This window comes from Paraburkholderia sejongensis (assembly GCF_020880815.1).
GTDB classification, from domain to species: Bacteria; Pseudomonadota; Gammaproteobacteria; order Burkholderiales; family Burkholderiaceae; genus Paraburkholderia; species Paraburkholderia sejongensis.
Genome location: NZ_JAJITD010000012.1, coordinates 79,378 through 99,846, shown reverse-complemented (window position 1 = coordinate 99,846; position 20,469 = coordinate 79,378). Strand labels below are relative to the sequence as shown.

Genomic DNA, 20,469 nt, shown 5'->3' with positions numbered 1-20,469 from the left:
TTCTCTCCTACCGCTCCTGCCGCGACTCGTGACTTTCGGTCTCGCCCGAGTCGCCAGCCGCTAACCGCCGTATCGTCGCGATCAACTCATCCGGCGGCACCGGCTTGTGCAAATGCGCATCGAAACCCGCGCTTTGCGAGCGCCGCGGATCGACCGCTTCGGTGTAGCCGGTCACCGCGATCGCCGGCAAATGCCCGCCCACCAATAACGGCCGCGCCGCTTCGAGCTCGCGCAGCGCCCGCAACACCTGATAGCCGTCCTCATCGGCCAGCATGATGTCGCATAGCAGCACCTGCGGCCATTGCGCCGCATCGTGATCGCGCAGCCAGGCGAGCGCTTCGGTGCCCGAAGCAAACAGCGCGACCCGCGCGCCGCTCATGCTCAACACCGCTTCGAGCGCATCGCGCGCTTCCTCCTGATCGTCGATCGCCATCACGAACAGGCCGTCGAGCGGCGCGCCAGGGGCCGCCGCATGTGGCGCGGGCGGCCCCACGTCCGCCACCGTGCGCAACGGCAACATCGCCACATATGCGAGCCGTCCCTGCAACGGCATCAGCGAAAAGCTGCCGCCCGCCGCCGCCAGCGCGCGCTCCATCTGCCGCGCGGCGACCAGCGACAGCTCCGCCGGCCGCTCGCCCATCCCATGCACGCTGACCCAAACATGATTGCTGTGGCGCTGCGCGCGCAGCGCGATCCGCTGTCCCGCGCTCGCCTGCTCGATCTCGTTGCGGCACAGCTCCGCGATCAGCGGCTGCAGCACACTCGGGTCGCCGGTCACGCGCAACTCGTTGTCGGCCGGCTCCGCGACCAGCGCCACGCCGCGTGCGGTGATCTCGTCATGCAGCGCATCGATCGCGCCGGCCGTCAACGCGCTGACGCTGACCGACTGCGAGGTCAGCCGGCGCTGCGCGTGCTCCAGTTCGCCCTGCTGCCATTGCAGCGACCACATCTTCGCGTACACGCCCTCGCGCGCGAGTAGTTCGCGATGCATCCCCTGTTCGACCAGCTGGCCATGCTCCATGACCAGAATCCAGTCCGCGTCGACCACCGTGCTGAGCCGGTGCGCGATCACGATCGTCGTGCGCCCCTCGGCGAGCCGCGTCAGCTCGGTCTGGATCGCGCGCTCGGAGCGCGTGTCGAGCGCCGAGGTCGCTTCGTCGAACACGATGATGCGCGGGTCCTTCAGGATCGCGCGCGCGATCGCGATGCGTTGCCGCTCGCCGCCCGACAGGCGCACGCCGCGCTCGCCGACGCGGGTGTCGTAATGATCGGGCAGCCGCTCGATGAATTCGTCCAGTTGCGCGGCGCGCGCCGCCCGCACCACGTCCGCGCGGGTCGCCGACGGCCGCCCGTAAGCGATGTTGTACGCGATCGTCTCGTTGAACAGCACCGTGTCCTGCGGCACGATACCGATCGCCTCGCGCAGACTGCGCTGCGTGACCGTCGCGAGATCCTGGCCGTCGATGCGGATCGCGCCATGATCGGGCCGGTACAGCCGGAACAGCAGCTTCACGAGCGTCGACTTGCCCGACCCGCTGCCGCCGACGACCGCGAGCGTATTGCCCGGATGTACCTGAAAATTGACGTCGCGCAGCACCCGGCGCGCCGCGTCATAGCCGAAATCCACGTGCTCGAACTCGATCCTGCCTTGCGTGACCTTCAAAGGTTTCGCATCGCGCGCATCGATGTCCTCGCCGGTGCGCCCGCGCGCGGCCAGAATCACGAACATCCGTTCGACGTTGACGAGCGCGTCGTTGGTCTCGCGAAACACGAAGCCGAGCGTGTTCAGCGGCATGCAGATCTGGATCAGGTACGCATTTACCAGAATCAGGTCGCCGACGCTCATCGTGCCCGCCGTCACGTGCTGCGCGGCGAGCAGCATCACCGCGGCGACGCCGAGCGCGATCACCGCGCTCTGGCCGACATGCAGCGCGGTCAACGCCTTCTGGTTGGCGATGCGCGCGTGGACCCATTTTTCCAGCACATCGCCGAGCCGGCCGGTTTCGCTTTCTTCCGTCGCGAAGTACTTGACCGTGTCGTAATTCAACAGGCTGTCGACCAGCCGGCCATCCGACTGCGCTTCGAGCTGATTTACCGCGCGCTGGAACGCGACGCGCCGGCGCGTGAAAACGTATGTATAGACCGCATAAACCGCGCAGGTCAGCGCGATCGCGAGCATGAATTCGCGCGCGTAGTTGTGCACCATGATGCCGACGATTACCGCGATCTCGAACACGGTCGGCACGATCGTGAAGAGCGCGGTGCCGAGCAGAAAGCCGATCCCGTCCGCGCCCTTCTGCACGTCGCGCACGATCGCGCCGGTCTCGCGGCCCGCGTGAAAACGCGCGCTGAGCTTGTGAAGATGCGCGAAGGTCCGCTCGGTCAACGCCGCGACCGTACGCTGCACGACCACGCTGAACACCACGTCGCGCGCCTCGTTCAGCGCATCGCCGAAAAACCGCAGCAGCGCATACGCGAGCACCAGAAACACCGGAAATAACGCATGTTCGAGCGGATGGCCCAGTTCATCGACGATGTGCTTGAGCGTCAGCGGCATCAGCACGGTCGCCAGCCGCGCGACGATCATCAGCAGCAGCGCGGCGACCGTTTGGCCGCGATAGCGCCACACCGCGTGCGCGAGATCGCCGAAGATTCTGCGGGTCAGTAGCGAGCGAGGCAGCGGCGGGGCGGAGGTCGGCATGAGTTTCTGGTGAGGGGCCACGGCAAAAAACCTGGCGGCAAAGATTGCGCACGAGGTCTGTGTGCAGCAAGCGACGCTCCCGCCGCATCGGAAAAAAGCACTTCGTCCAGCGCACGCGTAGAGCTGCAATCAGCTTAAACGTGTTCGGCACTCATCGTAGTCCTTAGATTTCGCGCACCGCTTCCGTTTTACACAGCGCTGTGTAGAAACAGGGATCGCCACAGCGGTTCTCCCCGGCGCGCTGCGAGCGCCGCCCCGCAGCTCGCATTCAACTCGTTCAACGTTGCACCGTTCGTGCGAACCGTTCATCGCCGCGCCGCGCGCCGATGCGCGCGCAAATCGCGCGAGTGGCACACCACATGCTCGGCGCCGGTTAACAGCGTCTTATCGGCGTCGTTAGCGTCACGAATCCGTCACCGCCCCTCTCGCGAAGGAATGCCAATGAAAATCGCTCTTATCAGTGAACACGCGTCGCCTCTCGCTGTCGCCGGCGGCGTCGATAGCGGCGGCCAGAACATTTACGTCGCGAACGTTGCGCGTCAACTGGTCGAGATGGGTCATCAGGTCGACGTGTTCACGCGTCGCGACCGCGCGCTGCTGCCGCTGAGCGTCGCGATGGACGGTGCGCGCGTGATCCATGTGCCGGCGGGCCCGCCGCGCCAGTTGCCGAAGGAACAGTTGCTGCCGTTCATGGACGAATTCGCCGCGTTCCTGATCGACTTCTTTCGTCGCGAGCAGCAACCGTACGACGTGATGCACGCGAACTTCTTCATGTCGGGCCTCGCCGCGCTGAAGGTCAAGGACGCGCTCGGCGTGCCGCTCGTCACGACGTTCCACGCGCTCGGCCGCGTGCGGCGGATTCACCAGGGCGCCGACGACGGCTTTCCCGATGACCGCTTCGCGATCGAAGACGAGCTGGTCGCGCGTTCGGATGTGGTGGTCGCCGAATGCCCGCAGGACGAGGCCGATCTGCTCGAACACTATCGCGCCGACCCCGCGCGCATCGAGATCGTGCCGTGCGGCTTCGACGCCGACGAGTTCCGGCCGGTCGACCGCGCGAGCGCCCGCGACGCGCTCGGCTGGCGCCACGACGAATTCATCGTGCTGCAATTGGGCCGGCTCGTGCAGCGCAAGGGGATCGACAACGTGGTGCGCGGCGTCGGCGTGCTGAAGCAGACCTATCGCGCGCCCGCGCGGCTGTATGTGGTCGGCGGCAATTCGGATGCGCCCAATGAGCTCGCCACGCCGGAGATCGCGCGGCTGCGCGGGATCGCGCGCGAATGCGGGGTCGCGGACGAGACCTGTTTCGTCGGCCGGCGCGGACGCGCGCGGCTGCGCGATTACTACAGCGCGGCCGACGTGTTCGTGACGACGCCGTGGTACGAGCCGTTCGGCATCACGCCGGTCGAGGCGATGGCGTGCGCGACACCGGTGATCGGTGCCGACGTCGGCGGCATCCGCTATACGGTCGCCGACGGCCTGACCGGCTTTCTGGTGCCGCCGCGCGATCCGCATCTGCTCGCCGCGCGCTTGCAGCAGTTGCGGCGCGATCCCGAACTCGCCGCGCGGATGGGTGAAGCGGGGCTCGAACGCGCGCGCGCGTTGTTCACGTGGCGCGGCGTCGGCGCGTCGCTCGCGCAACTCTATGCGCGCGCGGCGCGGCTCGTGCCGGCCAAACCCGCGGTCGATGCGCACGCGGACCAACCGCTGCGCGCGGCGGCCGGCGCGGCGTTCCGTTGAGCGTCGTCGCACGAACCCATGAACATCCAACCCGCAGTCTTCATCGACAAGGACGGCACGCTGCTGGAAGACGTGCCGTACAACGTCGACCCCGCGCTGATGCGTTTCGCGCCCGGCGCGCGCGAAGGGCTCGCGCTGCTCGCCGCGTATCCGCTCACGCTGTTCGTGATCAGCAATCAGGCCGGCGTCGCGCTCGGCAAGTTCGACGAGGCCGCGCTGCTGGACGTCGAAAACCGCCTTCGACACATGTTTGCCGAATGCGGCGCGAAGCTCGCCGGCGTGTACTGGTGCCCGCATCATCCGCAAGGCAGCGTCGCCCGCTACGCGCTCGCCTGCGGTTGCCGCAAGCCCGCGCCCGGCATGCTGCTGCGCGCCGCGCACGAGCATGGACTCGATCTGGCGCGCAGCTGGTTCATCGGCGACATTCTCGACGACGTCGAAGCGGGCAATCGCGCCGGCTGCCATACCGTGCTGCTCGACAACGGTCACGAGACCGAGTGGCGGATCGGCCCGCAACGCGTACCGGATATGCGCGCCGCCAATCTGCACGAGGCCGCGCAGCACGTGGTGCTGTACGGGATGCCGGCGGGCGCCGCCGCGCGCCGCAAGGGAGCGATCCAATGAACGCGCCATTGCCGCTCGCGCCGCCGACCCTCGCGCACGCGCGGGTGCCCGACACGTCGCCGCCAGGCTGTTGGGGCGACGACGTCAAGCGGATTCTGTGCGTGCGCCTGGACAATCTCGGCGACGTGCTGATGAGCACGCCCGCGCTGCATGCGTTGCGCGAATCCGGCAAGGAGCGCCACCTCACGCTGCTCGCTTCGCGCAGCGGCGTCGCGCTCGCGCCGTTTCTCGACGACGTCGACGACGTGATCGAATACGACGCGCCGTGGGTCGCGCCGGCGTCCGGCAGCGGGCACGATCTGGCCGCCGATCGCCGGATGCAGCAACGCCTGCGCGCCGGCCGCTTCGACGCCGCGGTGATCTTCACCGTGTACAGCCAGAGCCCGTTGCCGGCCGCGATGCTGTGCTATCTGGCCGGCATTCCGCGCCGTCTCGCGCATTGCCGCGAAAATCCGTACGCATTGCTGACCGACTGGCTGCGCGAGCCCGAGCCGCAGCAGCGCACCCGCCACGAGGTGCAGCGTCAGCTCGATCTGGTGCGCCACGTCGGCGCGCAAACCGCCGATACACGCATGCGTTTCCACGTGCCGGCCGCCGCGCGCCGCTCGCTGGCCGCGCAACTGGCTGCGCGGCGCATCGTCCCTGACACCGCTGACACCGCCGACGCCACTGCCGCCGCTCAAGCCACTCAAGCCGCTAACTGCGCCCCGATCGTGCTGCATCCGGGCGCGACCGCCGCGTCGCGCCGCTATCCGCCCGAGCGCTTCGGCGCGGTCGCGAGCCGGCTCGCGCTGGCCACCGGCGCCCCGATACTGCTGACCGGCAGCGCGAGCGAACGGCCGCTGGTCGAAGCGGTGCTGCGCGCGGCCGCGCCGGCCATGCGCGCGCAACTGCACGACCTGAGCGGCGCGTTGAACCTCGGTGAACTCGCCGCGCTGCTCGAACGCGCAAGCGTGCTGGTCTCGAACAACAGCGGCCCGGTCCATCTCGCGTCCGCGCTAGGCACGCCGGTGGTCGATCTCTACGCGCTGACCAACCCGCAGCACACGCCGTGGCAAACGCCGCAGCGGGTGCTGTATCGCGACGTCGAATGCCGCTGGTGCTATCGCAGCGTATGTCCGCACGAGCATCACGCCTGCCTGCTCGGCGTCTCGATCGAAGAAGTCGTGCACGCGGCACTGGAATTGCGACACCCGCACGCATCGCCAGAGCGACGCGACCCGCCGGTGCGAAGCGATCGCCGGCACGGCGAACCGTGTTGCGACGACGCCGCGTCGTCGCTGACCGATCAGCCCGCGGTCCCCTGAACTCACTTACACAGCGAACGCCATGTACACACTCGGAATCAATGCGGTCTATCACGACAGCGCGGCCGCGCTGCTGCGCGACGGCGTGGTGCTCGCCGCCGCCGAAGACGAACGCTTCACGCACGTGAAGCATGCGAAACGGCCGGTGCCGTTTTCGACGTGGCAGTTGCCGTTCGATGCAATCGACTACTGTCTGAAAGCGGCCGGCATTACGCTCGCCGACGTCGATCACGTTGCTTACTCGTACGACCCGCAGCTATTTTCCGGAATGCCTAAGCAACCGCGCGCGACGATCGAACTGCCGTTCGACCCGGCGGGCACGCGTATGGACAATCCGTCAGCGTCGCCGTGGGACCCGCTGTTTCTCAGCTACATCGCGAATGCGAAGGGCCAACTGCTCGACGGCGCGCCGCATCATCTGCGCGCACGCTTTCAGGGGGTGGACCGCGACAACGGCTTCAAGTGGCACTTTGTCGATCACCATCTCGCGCACGAGGCGAGCGCATTTCTCGCCGCGCCGTTCGACGATACCGCGGTGCTGACGATGGACGGCCGCGGCGAGGGCGTGACGACCAGCATGGGCCAATTCGTCGGCGGCGAATACACGCGACTGAAGCAGGTCGAGCTGCCGCATTCGTTGGGACTACTGTACGAGGCGGTGACCGACTGGCTCGGCTTCCTGCACTCGTCGGACGAGTACAAGGTGATGGCGCTCGCGTCCTACGGCAAGCCGCAATATGTCGACGTGTTCCGCGAGATCGTCCGCTATCGCCAGGACGGCAGCTATACGGTCGAAGCGCCGCGTCTGACCGAACGCTTCGGCCCGGCTCGCGAGCGCGGCGGGCCGCTCGAGCAGCGTCACTTCGATATCGCGCATTCGTTGCAGCGGGTGCTCGAAGAGACCGTGCTCGAACTGGCGAACTGGCTGCATCGGCAGACCGGTTTGAGCCGCTTGTGCATGGCCGGCGGCGTCGCGCTGAACTGCGTGATGAATTCGAAGCTGCGCGACGCGGGCCCGTTCTCCGAAGTGTGGGTACAGCCGGCGGCCGGCGACGCCGGCACCGCGCTCGGCGCCGCGCTGTGGACCGATTACCGCGAGCGCGCCGCGCACGGCGACCGCGCGCGTCGTTGGCGGATGGATCACGCGTACCTCGGCCCCGAGTACGGCGAAGCGGAAATCGAACAGTTTCTGCGCTGGTCGAAGGTGCCGTACCGGCGTCTGGACGACATCGCCGGCTCGAGCGCCGACCTGCTCGCCGACGGCAAGGTCATCGGCTGGTATCAGGGCCGCACCGAGTTCGGCCCGCGCGCGCTCGGCGCGCGTTCGATCCTCGCGTCGCCGGTCGATCCGCAGATGCAGGCGAAGCTCAACGAGATCAAGGATCGCGAGGACTTCCGCCCGGTCGCGCCGGTCGTGATGGAGGAACATGCGAACGACTGGTTCGTGAACGGTCAGAGCGCGCCGTTCATGCTGTTCGTGTTCGACGTGCGCGAGGACAAGGCCGCGCGCATTCCGGCGGTGCGCCACGTGGACGGCACCGCGCGCGTGCAGACCATCAACCGCGCGCAGCATCCGCTCTACTACGATCTGCTGGCCGCGTTCCGCGAGCGCACCGGCGTGCCGATCCTCGTCAATACGTCGTTCAACACGCGCGGCGAGCCGATGGTCAATTCGCCGCGCGACGCGGTCGAATCGTTCTGGACCTCGCCGCTCGACGCGCTGGTGATCGGCCCGTTCCTCGTCGAGAAAGCGGGGGCGGGTACATGAGCACCGCGTTTCTGTGTCCACCGTTGCTCCATAGCGGGGTCACCGAGCGCCGCAGCAGTGCGGACTCCGAAGAATCGGGCTGGGGGGTGGTGTCGCGCTCGATTCCGGATGTGTCGGTGGTGGTGCCAACCTACCGGCGGCCCGCGATGCTCGCGAACTGCCTGCGCGCGCTGTGCGCGCAGCAACTGGCGCCGGACCGCTATGAGATCGTCATCTGCGACGACGGCCCCGATGACGACACGCGCGCCTGCGTCGAGCGTTTCGCGCGGGAACAGGCGCCGCGCGGGCTGGAGATCGTGTACCTGCCGGTGACTCGCACCCAGGGGCCGGCCGGCGCGCGCAACGCGGGCTGGCAGCACGCGCGCGCATCGCTGATCGCGTTCACCGACGACGACACGCTGCCCGATCCGCACTGGCTGAGCGCCGGGATCGCCGCGCTTGCGCACGGCGCGGCTGCGGCAGCCGGCACGATCGTCGTGCCGCTGCCGGCGCTGCCGGATCTGCCGACCGATCACGAAGCCGATACCGGCGGCCTCGCGCGCGCCGAATTCGCGACCGCGAACGTGTTCGTCACACGTGCGGCGCTGGCCGCGACCGGCGGCTTCGACGAGCGCTTCACGTGCGCGTGGCGCGAGGATTCGGACCTGCAATTCACGCTGCTCAGCGCGGGCGGCAAGATCGTCCGCGCGACCGACGCGATCGTCGTCCATCCGGTACGGCCCGCGCGCTGGGGCGTCAGCATCGGCCAGCAGAAGAAGAGCCAGTTCGACGCGCTGCTGTATCGCAAGCATCCCGAACTGTTTCGCGCGCGGATTCGCGCGCGCCCGCCTCTGCTGTACTACGCGATCCTCGTGGCCGCGCTGGTCGCCATCGGCGGGATGTTCGCGCAGCAGGCGGCGGTGGCGACAGCGGGCTGGGTCGCATGGTGCGCGCTGACCGGCTACTTTTCGGCGCTGCGGCTGCGCAGACGCAACCGCGGCTGGCGGCACATCGCCGAGATGGTCTGGACCTCGATCCCGATTCCGTTTCTATCGATCTTCTGGCGGCTGTACGGCGCCATTCGTTTCAAGGTGTTCTTTCCATGACTGCACCCTCGCTGCTGGCGGCGCTCGCGCCGCGCCAGATCGTCGTATTTCGCGCGCTGCAGCTCGGCGACATGCTGTGCGCGGTGCCCGCGTTGCGGGCGTTGCGCGCGGCCGCGCCTGACGCCCATATCGCGCTGATCGGTTTGCCGTGGGCGCGGACGTTCGTCGAGCGCTATGCGGAGCTGGTCGACGAACTGATCGTCTTTCCGGGCGCGGTCGGCTTTCCCGAGCAGGCCGAGACCGACGAAGGGCTGCCCGCTTTCTTTGCCGCGATGCGCGCGCGCCGCTTCGATCTCGCGATCCAGTTGCACGGCAGCGGCGGCATCGCCAACGAACTGCTGCGCGAACTGCGCGCGCGCGCCGACGCGGGTTTCGTGCAACCGGACGAAGGCCCACGCGCCGGCTGCTTTATCGACTGGCCCGACGCGCTGCCCGAACCCGAGCGTTACCTGGCGCTGATGAACGCGCTCGGCGCGCCGGCTGGCGACCGGCGGCTGAGCTTCCCGCTCACCGGCCGCGACCGCGACGAGTACGCGGCCTTGCGCGAGCAGCATGGGATCGAGGCACAGCGCCTCGTGCTCGTGCATCCGGGCGCGCAATTGCCGTCGCGGCGCTGGCCCGCCGAACGCTTCGCGGCGCTCGCCGATCATCTGGCCGCCGACGGCTGGCAGATCGCGATCACCGGCACCGCCGCCGAAGCGCCGCTGACCTGCGCGGTCCTCGGCGCGATGAGCGCGCCCGCGCTGCATCTGGCCGGCGCGACCTCGCTCGGTGCGCTCGCCGCGCTGGTCGCCGACGCGCGCCTCGTGGTCAGTAACGACACCGGCATCTCGCACATCGCCGCCGCGCTGGCGACCGCTTCGGTGGTGGTCGCGTGCGGCAGCGACACGCAGCGCTGGGCGCCGCTCGATCACGTGCTGCACCGCGTGCTCGCCGACTATCCGCCGTGCCGGCCGTGCATGTTCCGCGATTGTCCGTACGGTCATCCGTGCGCGCAAAACATCGGTGTCGAAACGGTGCTCGAGGCCGCGCGCGAGCAACTCGCGCGCGTCCCGGATACGCATCCCGCCGCACCGCGCACGCTGCACGTGTGCACCGATCCGCTGACTTTCCAGGAGCTGCACCATGCTGCGTAACTGCCGCCGCCTGCGCGTGCTGACCTGGCACGTGCACGGCAACTACATGTACTACCTGAGCCAGGCGCCGCACGATTTCTATCTGGTCACCAAACCGGGCCATCCGCCCGGCTATGCGGGCAAGGTCGGCGTGCTGCCGTGGGGCGAAAACGTCCACGAAGTATCGATCGACGAGGTTGCCGGTCAACAATTCGACGTGGTCCTGTATCAGCACCGCGCGCACTGGGACCACGATCGCGAGCACGTGCTGAGCGCCGCGCAGCAGCGCCTGCCACGGGTCTATGTCGAGCACGATCCGCCGCAGGAGAATCCGTTTCAGCAATCGCATTGGGTCGACGATCCGAACACGCTGCTCGTGCACGTCACCCATTTCAACCGGCTGATGTGGGACAGCGGCGTCACGCCGACGCGCGTGATCGAACACGGCGTGGTGGTGCCCGACGGCGTGCGCTATAGCGGCGAGCTCGAACGCGGGATCGTGGTGGTCAATCATCTCGCGCAGCGCGGCCGGCGGCTCGGCGCTGACGTGTTCAACGACACGCGCACCCGCGTGCCGCTCGATCTCGTCGGCATGGACGCGACGCGGCTGGATGGCATCGGCGAAATCGGCAATCTGCAACTGGCCGGGTTCAGCGCGCGCTACCGGTTCTTTTTCAATCCGATCCGCTGGACCAGTCTCGGCCTCGCGATCGTCGAAGCGATGACGATCGGCATGCCGATCGTCGGACTGGCGACGACCGAACTGGCGACCGTGATCCGCAACGGCGAGAACGGCTTCGTGCATACGGATGTCGACGCGCTGGTCGATGCGATGCACGCGATGCTGCGCGATCCGGCCGAAGCGCGGCGGCTCGGCGACGGCGCGCGGCGCACCGCGCTGGAGCGCTTTCATATCGACCGTTTCGCGCAGGACTGGCACGAGACGTTGTTGCAGGTCGCCGCGTAGCGCACTGGCTCGCGCGCACGATCATAAGGATCGCAAATCATGAAAGAACTCACCCGCAAGCGGATTCTGGTCACCGGCGGCGCCGGCTTTCTCGGCTCGCATCTATGCGAGCGGCTGGTCGCGCAGGGGCACGACGTGCTGTGCGTCGATAACTTCTATACCGGCACCAAGGACAACATCGCGCACCTGCTCGACTGCGCGAATTTCGAACTGATGCGCCACGACGTGACCTTTCCGTTGTATGTGGAAGTCGACGAAATCTATAACCTCGCGTGTCCCGCGTCGCCGATCCACTACCAGTACGATCCGGTGCAAACCACCAAGACCAGCGTGCACGGCGCGATCAATATGCTCGGCCTCGCCAAACGCGTGAAGGCGCGGATTTTTCAGGCGTCGACCAGCGAGGTGTATGGCGATGCGCTCGTGCATCCGCAGAAAGAGGACTACTGGGGGCATGTGAATCCGATCGGACCGCGCTCGTGCTACGACGAAGGCAAGCGCTGCGCGGAGACGCTGTTCGTCGATTACCGGCGCCAGCATGGTTTGTCGATCCGCATCGCGCGGATTTTCAACACCTATGGGCCGCGCATGCATCCGGCCGACGGGCGGGTCGTGTCGAACTTCATGATGCAGGCGCTGCGCGGCGAGCCGCTGACCGTATACGGCGACGGCACGCAGACGCGCTCGTTCTGCTACGTCGACGACATGATCGACGCATTCGTCCGTCTGATGAACAGCGGCGACGATAGCGGCGGGCCGGTCAATCTCGGCAATCCGCACGAGGTGTCGATGCGGGAGATCGCGCAGCGGATCATCGCGGTGACCGGATCGAGTTCGACGCTGGCGGCGAGGCCGCTGCCGGCCGACGATCCGTGGCACCGGCAGCCGGATATTTCGCGTGCGCGGCAGTTGCTCGGATGGGAGCCGGCTACTTCGCTCGACGAAGGTTTGCAGAAGACCGCGCGGTACTTTCGGGCGCGGCTCGCGGCGAGCGGGCAGACAGCGCCGCAAGCGGTCAAGGCGGGCGCGGCCGCCGGTTGAGCGGTCTTTCGATCGGCCGCGCTCGCGCGAGCGCCCTCCGCCCCCTACGCCACCCATTCAAGTCACGGCTGCCCCGCGCCCCCCGACGCCCCATACACCTGCCCGGTCACATAACTCATCTGCGCCATCGCCAGCGCGACATATACCGGCGCAATCTCGGCCGGCTGCCCCGGCCGGCCCATCGGCGTCTGCGCGCCGAACTGTTCGAGATTCTTCTGCGTCTGTCCGCCGCTCACCTGCAACGGCGTCCAGAACGGTCCGGGCGCGACCGCGTTCACGCGGATGCCGCGCGCGATCATCTGCTTGGCCAGCGACTTGGTGAAATTCGCGATCGCGGCCTTCGTCATCGCGTAGTCGAGCAGGTTGATCGACGGATCATAGGCATTGACCGAACTCGTGTTGATGATCGCCGCGCCCGGCGGCATGTGAGGGATCGCGGCTTTGGTGAGCCAGAACATTCCGTACAGATTGGTGCGCAGCGTCCAGTCGAAATCCTCGGTACTGATGTCGAGAATCGAATCGTGGCTGTGCTGGCGTCCCGCGTTGTTGACGAGGACGTCCAGGCCGCCGAAGCCGTTCACCGCACGCTCGATTGCCTGCTTGCAGAACGCTTCGTCGCGGATATCGCCGGGAAGCGCGAGCGCGTTGCGGCCCGCGTCGCGAATCAGCTGGATGACCTCGCGCGCATCTGGTTCCTCGGCGGGCAGATAAACGATCGCGACATCCGCGCCTTCGCGCGCGAACGCTATCGCCGCCGCGCGACCGATGCCCGAATCGCCGCCGGTGATCAGCGCCTTGCGGCCCGCGAGCAGACCGCTGCCGCGATAGCTCGATTCGCCGTGGTCGGGACGCGGTGTCATGCGGCCCGCGAGACCCGGCCATGGTTGCTGTTGTGCGGAGAACGGCGGGTGCGGGTAAAGGCCTCGCGGGTCGCGCAGCGGTGTGCCAGCGTCCGGCGCGGGCGACGCGTTGCTGCCGCCGTTGCCGGGGCGCGCTGGGGCTGCGGCGCCAGGCGTCGCGCCGGCGGCGCCGGTCGCGCCAGGCGCGACCGCGTCGGCGGCGAGCGCATTGCCCGCGAACATCGCGGCCAGGCCCGCGGCCGCGCTCTGGACGACTTTGCGGCGGGTCGCGGATACGTCGTCCGGCGCGCTTCGCTGCTCCGGTTGCGCTTCTTGATCCGGTTCGTTGTTCGGCTTATCGCGGGACATGGGTCGCTCCGGTAGGGGAATCGCGATGTGGGCGAGCAAGGGCTATACCGCGCGGCGCCAACCGCGAGGACGCCGTGCGATACCGCAGCGCGCAGTGCAGCGCGCAAAAAAGAGCGGCCACAAAGGGCCGCTTGGGGAGCAGTGCCGCGGAGGCCGCTCAAAAGCCATGCCGCGAAGGGCGGGCGGGCAATGGCATTTCTATCGCGTTCGCTGCGCGCGAACCCGTGCCGCGCTGGGCACCGGTGTATCGCACGCTTACACGCTGCGGGCCGACGCCTCGGTGTCGCTCATCAACACCGTCATCGGTCCAACGCTCAACGCGGCGGAAATCACCGCGAGCCGATCCGGCGGACAATCGACGAGATCCACGCTCAGCGACTCGCGTCCTCCGGTGCAGTTCACATGCGCGGACCAGCCGCATACCTGGGCCCGCTGCTCGATCAGACTTTTCCAGACCGCGATCACGCGCAGCGATCCGGGGCTCGCAGACACAGTCAGACGTTTCACGTTCACGGCTTCAACACGGCGACAGGCCGCGCCTCGTTCCGGTCAAGGGCAATTGAAAGGGGTTCGTTGAGATTAGTCTGACGAGCTTTCACTGCAAAGCAGCGCGCCCCGTCCGTAACGCTAGTGTTACGGACAGTGGACGGCGCTGTGCGCGGCTCGCGGTTTTCGTCGCAGGAATAGCAGCGGGAATAGCAGCACGAAGGGCCAGGCGCGCGGCCAGGTGCGTGGCTAAGTGAGCGGCGTATCGGCGCGAATGCGCATCACGGTCTGGCGCGATGTGCCGAAGCGGCGCGCGACTTCGCTGACCGACTGGCCACGGCCAAGCGATTGCAGCACACGTTCGCGCTGCTGTTCGGACAGCGACGGCGGGCGGCCGGTGTGTTTGCCGTTCGCGCGCACCGCCGCAAGGCTGTCGCGGCTGCGCAGGCTGCGGCAAGCCGCATCGAGCCGCACCAGCGCACGCAGCACCTTGACCGACGAGGGCTCGGGCCGGCCGGCCAGATCGGTATGGCCGATCTCGACGCATTTGAGCGAGACCAGCGCCTTCCGGCATTGCATCACGGTCGCCAGAATGTCGCGCGCGTTGCAGCCGAGCGCGGCCAGTTCCAACACCACCAGGGTGTCGCGCGGCGCCATCCGGCGAATCAGGCTTTGCAACTCCGGCCGCTCGCGCGCCGCGAAGTACGTCGGCAAATCCTCGTTCGCGAGGCGCGCGAGCGTGACCATATAGCCGGCCTTGTCGAGACGGATTAGCGCCTGCTCGCGGCGCGCCGGATCGTACGCGCCAAATAGATAGATATGTACTTTTTCCACTTCGCCCTTTGGTATTCCAATCCACGCTGCGCGGCGCGGTATCAGCCGGGAGGAGCCTGCTTGCCATCGCAATGCCGCCGAAACCGCCGCGCGTTCACGCGCAGCCGTTCCGGCGGCGGCGCTCACGGCTGCCGCTGGCCGCCCTGATGCTGCGGCGGTTTCTGATTCTGCTGTTGCTGCCCGCTTTCGCGGCCCGGTTGCACCGGATTGGCCGGTTGCCGATTCGTATCCTTCTCCGTGCTCATTTCGTTCTCCTTGCAAGGTAGCGGACCGACCGGTTCAGGCCGGACCATCGTCACCTGTTCGCAACGAGCGTTCCCAGGCTTGCCCACGTGAGTCGTCGACGAGGCGCGCGTACGGCCTACCGAATTCACGCATGAATTGCATGTCGAGCGCAACCGCTGTCCGCACTACCCAGCTACGAACGGGAGGCGGCCAATCTTACGCCCGCGCGAAAATTTTCCACACGCTCAGTGCGGCTGTCGCTCACGCATTGCCGCTCAAACCGTGCGCCGCGTGAGCATAGTGCGAATTTCGCCGATCGCGCGGGCGGGATTCAGGCCTTTCGGGCACACGTCCACGCAATTCATGATGGTGCGGCAGCGGAACAGCCGGTATGGATCCTCGAGATTGTCGAGGCGCGCGGCAGTGTCCCGGTCGCGCGAATCCGCGAGGAAGCGGTACGCCTGCAACAGCCCGGCCGGACCGACGAAACGATCGGGATTCCACCAGAACGACGGACACGACGACGAACAGCACGCGCACAGGATGCATTCGTACAACCCGTCGAGCTGATCGCGTTCGGCGGGCGACTGCAGACGCTCGCGCTCGGGTGGCCGCTCGTCGTTGACCAGCCACGGCCTGACCGAGTGGTACTGTTTGAAGAACATCGTCATGTCGACGATCAGATCGCGGACCACCGGCAAACCCGGCAGCGGCCGCAACACGATGTGCTTCGGCAGTTCCTGCATGTTGGTCAGACACGCGAGTCCGTTCTTGCCGTTGATGTTCATCGCATCCGAACCGCAAATGCCTTCGCGGCACGAGCGGCGATAGGCCAGCGACTCGTCCATCGTCTTGAGCACGCCCAGTACATCGAGCAACATCCGCTCGGCGTGCCCCATTTCGATCTCGTATCGCTGCACGCGCGGGTGCGCGTCGACGTCGGGGTCGTACCGATAGATGTCGATGGTGCGAAGATCGGGATCGTCCATGATCGATTACTCCGGTTTGGCGCGCACCGCCGGGCCGCGCTACCCGCGCCACCTGCATCAGCCGTCTTCGCCGACTTCCTGCGGCGCGGGCAGATCGGGCAGCTCCCTGGTGCTCGGCGGGGCCGGTTCGCGCGGGGTATCCGGCGGTTCGGCGCCGTCGTCGTTAGCGGGCACAGGTTGCGACGCAGGCTCGGCGTTGCTGATCATCGTTGCGCTCCTTCGGGTGCGTTCATTCAAGCGGCGGTGACGGCTCGTTGCGAGCGGCCGCCGCTTCGTCCCGTGAGATGAGCATGCGCCAGGCCCGCGCTTACGGAATCGGCAGTCGATGGCTGGTGGGCGGCTCTTCGATACCGCTTACGAGCACTTGCAAGCGTTGCGTCAGTTCGCCCTTGTGCCGCTGCAATCGCGACAGCTCGCGGCGAAGCGCGTCGAGCGCCTCGCGCAGCAACGGCTCGTCGCTGTTGGCGAGGCTCTGCTCCATCCTGACGAGCGCCGCGCTGCGCAGCCTGATCTCGCTGCTCACGCTGAGCGCGTCCGCGAGCACATCTTCTATGCGACCGACATCGTCTCCCCCAACGGGCAAGTCTTTGACTGCATTCGAATGGCCTCACCGCGTCCTGCTATCCGGCTTGCGCGTGCGCCGCGCACGCTTGGTCGGAGGGCGGGCTGCAGGGACAACCTCGACTAGCCGGCACGCCGCACGATCGTCGTCAGCGCTGGCGTGGCAATGCTGGTCCCGAGATTCGCGGGAACGACGCAGTATAAGAAGATGGCGGGAAGGTGCGAACCGTCCGAAAATACCGGCTAATGGACAGCGGGACAGCGGGACAGCGGAACAAGCGGAGGGTTTTGCGCGCCGCGCGCCGCGCGCCGCGGCGGTGGCAATCACTTCGGCTTATAGGAGAACTTCTGGCCGCCCACACTTGCCTCGTACATCAGCCCGCCCTTGGCCACGGTAAAGACCGCCATGCCTTTTCGATAGTCGCCCGCCGTTTTGGCGTCGTTCTTGCCACCGCTGACATTGGCGGACGTGCCGATCGAGCCCGTCTTTGCGCCCGCCGCCGCGGTGATCGCGATCGCATTGGCATCCGCGCCGAATTCGAAGTTGCCGCCGGTGAATTCCTTCAGTGCCCGTTCGTCCTCGAACAGAATGAGTTCGCTGTACACCTGGCCCCCCAGTTGCAGGCCCACGGTGAGCTGAGTCATCGTCGCATCGCCGATGTAATGGCCTTGCTCATAGACACGGCCCTTGCCGCGCGCACCGCCTATCCCGGCCCCTCCCTTGGCGATCTTCGGAAACACGGCGTACCCATACGCATTCTGTAGAAGCGCGCCGCTTTCTCCCGCATTCCTGAATAGCTTGAGTGTTTCCGTATATTCGTCGGCCCACGCGAACGAAACCGGCAATAACAGCAGAATTGCGAGCATCAACATCAGACGTTTGAGCATCACATGTTCTCCATGAATTGGTCGCGTTCAAACACTGCCGTGAAGTATTCGCCCACCCTCCGCGATGCATCGCGGTACTGCTGATCGTGCGCAAATAATCGTATCGGTCCGGCCGCGCAAAAAAAAAGACAAAACCCAGACTGCCACGAACAGTTTGCGCAATAGCGCCGCCGCGTCTCAAAACGCGGTGTGGAAAATCATCTGCTTACTGAGATCCGCCGGCCTGCATTCGCTCATTGGCTCATTGGCTCATTCGTCCATGCGCCGATGCGCGCCCGGTAATCGTCATTCATAAAGGCGCGTCGATGAAAAAGCCATGCTCGCGGTCGCCCCGGAATCCGAGTTCTTCATACAGCATGTGAGCCAGATCCCGTTGCGTGCCGGACAGTAGAACGACTTTGCAGCAGTCGAGATGCCACGCGACATCCAGCGCGAATCCGAGCATTTGTTGTCCGATGCCTTTGCGCTGAAACGGCCCGGCGGTCACCACATATTCCAGCAGTCCAAGCGGCCTGCTCGCGCGACCGATATTGGCCAGAAGCGCCAATCGGCAGGTGGCGACCACGCGCTGGTCGAATCGGGCGACGATCAACCGTAGGTGCGGTTGGCCGAGCAGGCTCGCCAGCGCTTTCTCCGCATCTCCGCGAACATACGCGGGGTATTGCGGTCGCAGCACCGCGTAGAGCGCGAGCAGGTCATCGAGATCCGAAACCGTCGCGAAGCCGTACTCGATGCTTGCCATCACACTCTCCGTTCGTTCAAAACTGTCTGCCTGTCACGGGGATGTTGCTGCGACCGTATGCGCGTTTTAGTTTAGGTATACGGAGACAGCGTGACGGCTGCTTTTTCGGGCCGTCGTGGAAAACCACTTGTGTACTGACTATATTGAAACCGCGCGCCCGACCACACGCAGTAATTCTGTAAATCAAACCTACCCCGACGAATGCGAACTCGCGCCCAACGTGGCGGGATAACACGAAGCGCAACCGGACCTGACATGCGGTTTCTCTGGCGAACACGAAATCATGGTGATCCGGAATGTCAGCGAGTTTTTCGGCAGGATCTTTCTTCAGCGCTGTTTTTATCTGTTCATTGTGCTGATGCTTTTTATCTGCGCCGCGCCTTTCGTCGAAGCGCCTCCGATCAGACGTTTTGCGATCATCTGCGCGAACGCATTTATGATTGCCGCCGTCGCGTCGGTGGGGCGATCGACGCTGTCGTTCATTATTGCCGTACTGCCCGGCCTGCCGGCGCTTGCGTTCCAATGGATTGCATCCGCCGCGCGACGAACTTGGGAAGTCCTGACCTGACCGGCGCAGCGCCGGCCGCGCGGAACGCGAAATGCTTCGCGTCGCGCATCCGTTCATCGGCAACCCAGCATGCGCGGTCACGCGCCCACACCGGAGCCCTGCCATGAAGGCCACCCGTAGTGAACTCATTTCAAGCGGCGACGGCGCGTGGCGCACCCACCTGCGCCGCGCGGTCGGTTCCGGTCTGCTTGCCGGCTGCCTGTCGGCGGCGAGCGCCGCGGCCGCGGCGGCCGACGCGGACGGCACGCCCTGCGCGCCGATCAACGCGGTGACCCACTGCCTGTGGCCGCGCCGCGCACTGCGCGAGCGCGGCTTCAGTCTGCGTCACACGGTGACCGGTTTCGCGATTCATCAGAGCGCCGCGATCTTCTGGGCGCTGCTGTACGAAGCACTAGTCGCGCGGCTCGCCGGCGGCTGCGCGCAACGGCGACCGGCCGCGGCCGCCGGCGCGGCGGCAGCAACCGCGGCAACCGCCTATCTGATCGACTACAAGGTAGTGCCCGCGCGGCTCACGCCCGGCTTCGAAGCGCACCTGTCGCGCCGCGCGCTCGGCACGGTGTATGTCGCGCTCGGCTGCGGCCTGCTCGCGGCCGCGTTGCTGCGGCGGCAGAACGCGTAGATCGCACGCGGGTAAACAGGGGGCGGAAGCACATGGGACAGAAGCGCGCGGCCGGCAAAAAAAGAGCGACCAGCCGTTATCGGGGCGTGGTCGCCGCAAGCGCATTTGAGACGCTGTCCCACTGGAGTCCAGTCCGAGGACACAAGCAGTATAGAAAGCGCCGCCGACGCCGGTACTGTCCGTAACGCTTGCGCGCGGACAGTCAATCGTTGTCAAGCCGACGGCAAGCATCTCGACGCAGCGCTATTCCAATCGCAATAAGCTTGTCCGTTGAGCACGAGTTACGGACAGCTCCCGCCCAATGTACGGACGCGCGTGCCACGGCGTATTCTTGAACCCTCATTTTGAGCTAACGCATGAGCCGGCCAAAAGACAGCGCCGGCACTGCGAACCCGGAGGTTTTACACGTCATCAAAAGCCTCAGGAGGCGACATGCTGAGCCCCCACGAATTTGCGGTACTGATGCTGGTCAGGGCATCGCCCGACCAGACCGATGTCACCCGCGCAGAGTTCAGCGCACTGCTCGATTTGCAGCTGGTGGCAATGGAACACAGCGCGTCGGGTGTGCATCGCCCGCGCGTGACGAATCACGGCGAATCCCTTCTGCGAAACATGATGCGCGAACGTTGACCGGCGCGCCGCCCGAGCGCCCGCGCGACGCGGCGCGAACGGGCGGCATGGCCATCCGCCCGCTCGCGACAGGTACCAACGTGGAGAGCAATCCAGTGAAATCAGTGCGCAATATCAACGACGCGGCAAACGACCTCGCACACATCGGCACCGTGGTGCTGCATCTGGAAAAACTGGCGCAAAGCCGGAAAACCGACTGGCAAAGCACGATCGTGACCTTGCCGGAATACTGGCGCGCGCGCGTCGTCGCGAACGCGGCGATATCGCCGGCGCTCGAGCCGCAGGTCCGCAGCCTGCTGGCGCGGCTGGAAGCGATCGAGCGGCTCGGCGAACCGCGCGGTTAGCGCGGTTGATTGCGCGTGGTGGATGGT

At 66.5% G+C, this 20,469-nt stretch carries 22 protein-coding genes; 12 read left to right on the top strand and 10 right to left on the bottom strand.

What is annotated here, in order from left to right:
* Positions 1 to 7 precede the first annotated feature (7 nt).
* Positions 8 to 2,701 carry an ATP-binding cassette domain-containing protein gene (locus tag LJ656_RS23110; protein ID WP_230511839.1) on the bottom strand — a complete coding sequence of 898 codons (2,694 nt, stop codon included), beginning with the start codon at positions 2,699 to 2,701 and terminating at the stop codon, positions 8 to 10.
* Positions 2,702 to 3,142: 441 nt separating this feature from the next.
* Between LJ656_RS23110 and LJ656_RS23105 the strand changes: the two genes are divergently transcribed.
* The 8 genes from LJ656_RS23105 to LJ656_RS23070 are packed head-to-tail and all read left to right on the top strand — an operon-like array spanning position 3,143 to position 12,348.
* A complete protein-coding gene (locus LJ656_RS23105; protein WP_230511837.1) occupies positions 3,143 to 4,441 on the top strand; it encodes a glycosyltransferase family 4 protein in 1,299 nt (432 codons plus the stop codon).
* Between the two features lie 18 nt (positions 4,442 to 4,459).
* Positions 4,460 to 5,065, top strand: a complete 606-nt coding sequence (locus LJ656_RS23100) for a D-glycero-alpha-D-manno-heptose-1,7-bisphosphate 7-phosphatase (RefSeq protein WP_230511836.1) — start codon at positions 4,460 to 4,462, stop codon at positions 5,063 to 5,065.
* Positions 5,062 to 6,372, top strand: a complete 1,311-nt coding sequence (locus LJ656_RS23095) for a glycosyltransferase family 9 protein (protein WP_230511834.1) — start codon at positions 5,062 to 5,064, stop codon at positions 6,370 to 6,372. The genes LJ656_RS23100 and LJ656_RS23095 overlap by 4 nt, the downstream gene beginning before the upstream one ends.
* A 22-nt stretch (positions 6,373 to 6,394) precedes the next feature.
* Entirely contained in the window at positions 6,395 to 8,140 is a 1,746-nt protein-coding gene (locus LJ656_RS23090; protein WP_230511833.1) for a carbamoyltransferase family protein, read from the top strand.
* Positions 8,137 to 9,225, top strand: coding sequence for a glycosyltransferase family 2 protein (locus LJ656_RS23085; RefSeq protein ID WP_230511832.1), 1,089 nt, complete (start codon positions 8,137 to 8,139; stop codon positions 9,223 to 9,225). Before LJ656_RS23090 ends, LJ656_RS23085 begins: the two co-directional genes overlap by 4 nt.
* Positions 9,222 to 10,361 (top strand): glycosyltransferase family 9 protein, encoded by a 1,140-nt coding sequence (locus LJ656_RS23080; RefSeq protein ID WP_230511830.1) that lies wholly within the window; start codon positions 9,222 to 9,224, stop codon positions 10,359 to 10,361. Before LJ656_RS23085 ends, LJ656_RS23080 begins: the two co-directional genes overlap by 4 nt.
* Positions 10,351 to 11,307, top strand: a complete 957-nt coding sequence (locus tag LJ656_RS23075; protein ID WP_230511829.1) for a glycosyltransferase — start codon at positions 10,351 to 10,353, stop codon at positions 11,305 to 11,307. The genes LJ656_RS23080 and LJ656_RS23075 overlap by 11 nt, the downstream gene beginning before the upstream one ends.
* Before the next feature lie 39 nt (positions 11,308 to 11,346).
* Positions 11,347 to 12,348: a UDP-glucuronic acid decarboxylase family protein gene (locus LJ656_RS23070; RefSeq protein ID WP_230511828.1), complete on the top strand. Its 1,002-nt coding sequence runs from the start codon at positions 11,347 to 11,349 to the stop codon at positions 12,346 to 12,348.
* Between the two features lie 62 nt (positions 12,349 to 12,410).
* On the opposite strand, the gene LJ656_RS23065 is transcribed toward LJ656_RS23070, so the two are convergent.
* The 9 genes from LJ656_RS23065 to LJ656_RS23030 form a co-directional block, all read right to left on the bottom strand.
* The gene (locus LJ656_RS23065) at positions 12,411 to 13,430 is read right to left on the bottom strand and encodes an SDR family oxidoreductase (RefSeq protein ID WP_230511965.1); all 1,020 of its coding nucleotides are present in this window, start codon (positions 13,428 to 13,430) and stop codon (positions 12,411 to 12,413) included.
* A 381-nt stretch (positions 13,431 to 13,811) separates the two neighbouring features.
* Positions 13,812 to 14,063, bottom strand: coding sequence for a hypothetical protein (locus tag LJ656_RS23060; RefSeq protein WP_230511827.1), 252 nt, complete (start codon positions 14,061 to 14,063; stop codon positions 13,812 to 13,814).
* Between the two features lie 228 nt (positions 14,064 to 14,291).
* Positions 14,292 to 14,876 (bottom strand): helix-turn-helix domain-containing protein, encoded by a 585-nt coding sequence (locus tag LJ656_RS23055; RefSeq protein ID WP_230511826.1) that lies wholly within the window; start codon positions 14,874 to 14,876, stop codon positions 14,292 to 14,294.
* Positions 14,877 to 14,998: 122 nt separating this feature from the next.
* Positions 14,999 to 15,121, bottom strand: coding sequence for a hypothetical protein (locus LJ656_RS34890; RefSeq protein WP_268998742.1), 123 nt, complete (start codon positions 15,119 to 15,121; stop codon positions 14,999 to 15,001).
* Positions 15,122 to 15,376: 255 nt separating this feature from the next.
* Positions 15,377 to 16,090 (bottom strand): succinate dehydrogenase/fumarate reductase iron-sulfur subunit, encoded by a 714-nt coding sequence (locus LJ656_RS23050; protein ID WP_230511825.1) that lies wholly within the window; start codon positions 16,088 to 16,090, stop codon positions 15,377 to 15,379.
* A gap of 57 nt (positions 16,091 to 16,147) precedes the next feature.
* Positions 16,148 to 16,297: a hypothetical protein gene (locus tag LJ656_RS23045; protein ID WP_230511823.1), complete on the bottom strand. Its 150-nt coding sequence runs from the start codon at positions 16,295 to 16,297 to the stop codon at positions 16,148 to 16,150.
* Between the two features lie 100 nt (positions 16,298 to 16,397).
* Positions 16,398 to 16,613 carry a hypothetical protein gene (locus LJ656_RS23040; protein ID WP_230511821.1) on the bottom strand — a complete coding sequence of 72 codons (216 nt, stop codon included), beginning with the start codon at positions 16,611 to 16,613 and terminating at the stop codon, positions 16,398 to 16,400.
* 362 nt (positions 16,614 to 16,975) lie between these two features.
* The gene (locus LJ656_RS23035) at positions 16,976 to 17,539 is read right to left on the bottom strand and encodes a YSC84-related protein (protein ID WP_230511820.1); all 564 of its coding nucleotides are present in this window, start codon (positions 17,537 to 17,539) and stop codon (positions 16,976 to 16,978) included.
* Positions 17,540 to 17,828: 289 nt separating this feature from the next.
* The gene (locus LJ656_RS23030; RefSeq protein WP_230511818.1) at positions 17,829 to 18,281 is read right to left on the bottom strand and encodes a GNAT family N-acetyltransferase; all 453 of its coding nucleotides are present in this window, start codon (positions 18,279 to 18,281) and stop codon (positions 17,829 to 17,831) included.
* Positions 18,282 to 18,564: 283 nt separating this feature from the next.
* On the opposite strand from LJ656_RS23030, the gene LJ656_RS23025 reads away from it, so the two are divergent.
* The 4 genes from LJ656_RS23025 (at position 18,565) to LJ656_RS23010 (ending at position 20,442) form a co-directional block, all read left to right on the top strand.
* Positions 18,565 to 18,849: a hypothetical protein gene (locus tag LJ656_RS23025; protein WP_230511817.1), complete on the top strand. Its 285-nt coding sequence runs from the start codon at positions 18,565 to 18,567 to the stop codon at positions 18,847 to 18,849.
* Between the two features lie 103 nt (positions 18,850 to 18,952).
* A complete protein-coding gene (locus LJ656_RS23020; RefSeq protein ID WP_230511816.1) occupies positions 18,953 to 19,468 on the top strand; it encodes a hypothetical protein in 516 nt (171 codons plus the stop codon).
* Positions 19,469 to 19,900: 432 nt separating this feature from the next.
* A complete protein-coding gene (locus tag LJ656_RS23015; RefSeq protein ID WP_075304771.1) occupies positions 19,901 to 20,098 on the top strand; it encodes a hypothetical protein in 198 nt (65 codons plus the stop codon).
* Positions 20,095 to 20,442, top strand: coding sequence for a hypothetical protein (locus LJ656_RS23010; RefSeq protein ID WP_230511814.1), 348 nt, complete (start codon positions 20,095 to 20,097; stop codon positions 20,440 to 20,442). Before LJ656_RS23015 ends, LJ656_RS23010 begins: the two co-directional genes overlap by 4 nt.
* Positions 20,443 to 20,469 lie beyond the last annotated feature (27 nt).

What these genes read in the sequence shown, in the direction of transcription:
- LJ656_RS23100 (WP_230511836.1), top strand. Translation starts at nt 4,460, where the DNA reads ATGAACATCCAACCCGCAGTCTTCATCGACAAGGACGGCACGCTGCTG.
- LJ656_RS23035 (WP_230511820.1), bottom strand. Translation starts at nt 17,539, where the DNA reads ATGCTCAAACGTCTGATGTTGATGCTCGCAATTCTGCTGTTATTGCCG.
- LJ656_RS23090 (WP_230511833.1), top strand. Translation starts at nt 6,395, where the DNA reads ATGTACACACTCGGAATCAATGCGGTCTATCACGACAGCGCGGCCGCG.
- LJ656_RS23075 (WP_230511829.1), top strand. Translation starts at nt 10,351, where the DNA reads ATGCTGCGTAACTGCCGCCGCCTGCGCGTGCTGACCTGGCACGTGCAC.
- LJ656_RS23070 (WP_230511828.1), top strand. Translation starts at nt 11,347, where the DNA reads ATGAAAGAACTCACCCGCAAGCGGATTCTGGTCACCGGCGGCGCCGGC.
- LJ656_RS23030 (WP_230511818.1), bottom strand. Translation starts at nt 18,281, where the DNA reads ATGGCAAGCATCGAGTACGGCTTCGCGACGGTTTCGGATCTCGATGAC.
- LJ656_RS23085 (WP_230511832.1), top strand. Translation starts at nt 8,137, where the DNA reads ATGAGCACCGCGTTTCTGTGTCCACCGTTGCTCCATAGCGGGGTCACC.
- LJ656_RS23045 (WP_230511823.1), bottom strand. Translation starts at nt 16,297, where the DNA reads ATGATCAGCAACGCCGAGCCTGCGTCGCAACCTGTGCCCGCTAACGAC.
- LJ656_RS23105 (WP_230511837.1), top strand. Translation starts at nt 3,143, where the DNA reads ATGAAAATCGCTCTTATCAGTGAACACGCGTCGCCTCTCGCTGTCGCC.
- LJ656_RS23065 (WP_230511965.1), bottom strand. Translation starts at nt 13,430, where the DNA reads ATGTTCGCGGGCAATGCGCTCGCCGCCGACGCGGTCGCGCCTGGCGCG.
- LJ656_RS23080 (WP_230511830.1), top strand. Translation starts at nt 9,222, where the DNA reads ATGACTGCACCCTCGCTGCTGGCGGCGCTCGCGCCGCGCCAGATCGTC.
- LJ656_RS23050 (WP_230511825.1), bottom strand. Translation starts at nt 16,090, where the DNA reads ATGGACGATCCCGATCTTCGCACCATCGACATCTATCGGTACGACCCC.
- LJ656_RS23015 (WP_075304771.1), top strand. Translation starts at nt 19,901, where the DNA reads ATGCTGAGCCCCCACGAATTTGCGGTACTGATGCTGGTCAGGGCATCG.
- LJ656_RS23110 (WP_230511839.1), bottom strand. Translation starts at nt 2,701, where the DNA reads ATGCCGACCTCCGCCCCGCCGCTGCCTCGCTCGCTACTGACCCGCAGA.
- LJ656_RS23095 (WP_230511834.1), top strand. Translation starts at nt 5,062, where the DNA reads ATGAACGCGCCATTGCCGCTCGCGCCGCCGACCCTCGCGCACGCGCGG.
- LJ656_RS23020 (WP_230511816.1), top strand. Translation starts at nt 18,953, where the DNA reads ATGAAGGCCACCCGTAGTGAACTCATTTCAAGCGGCGACGGCGCGTGG.
- LJ656_RS23025 (WP_230511817.1), top strand. Translation starts at nt 18,565, where the DNA reads ATGGTGATCCGGAATGTCAGCGAGTTTTTCGGCAGGATCTTTCTTCAG.
- LJ656_RS34890 (WP_268998742.1), bottom strand. Translation starts at nt 15,121, where the DNA reads ATGAGCACGGAGAAGGATACGAATCGGCAACCGGCCAATCCGGTGCAA.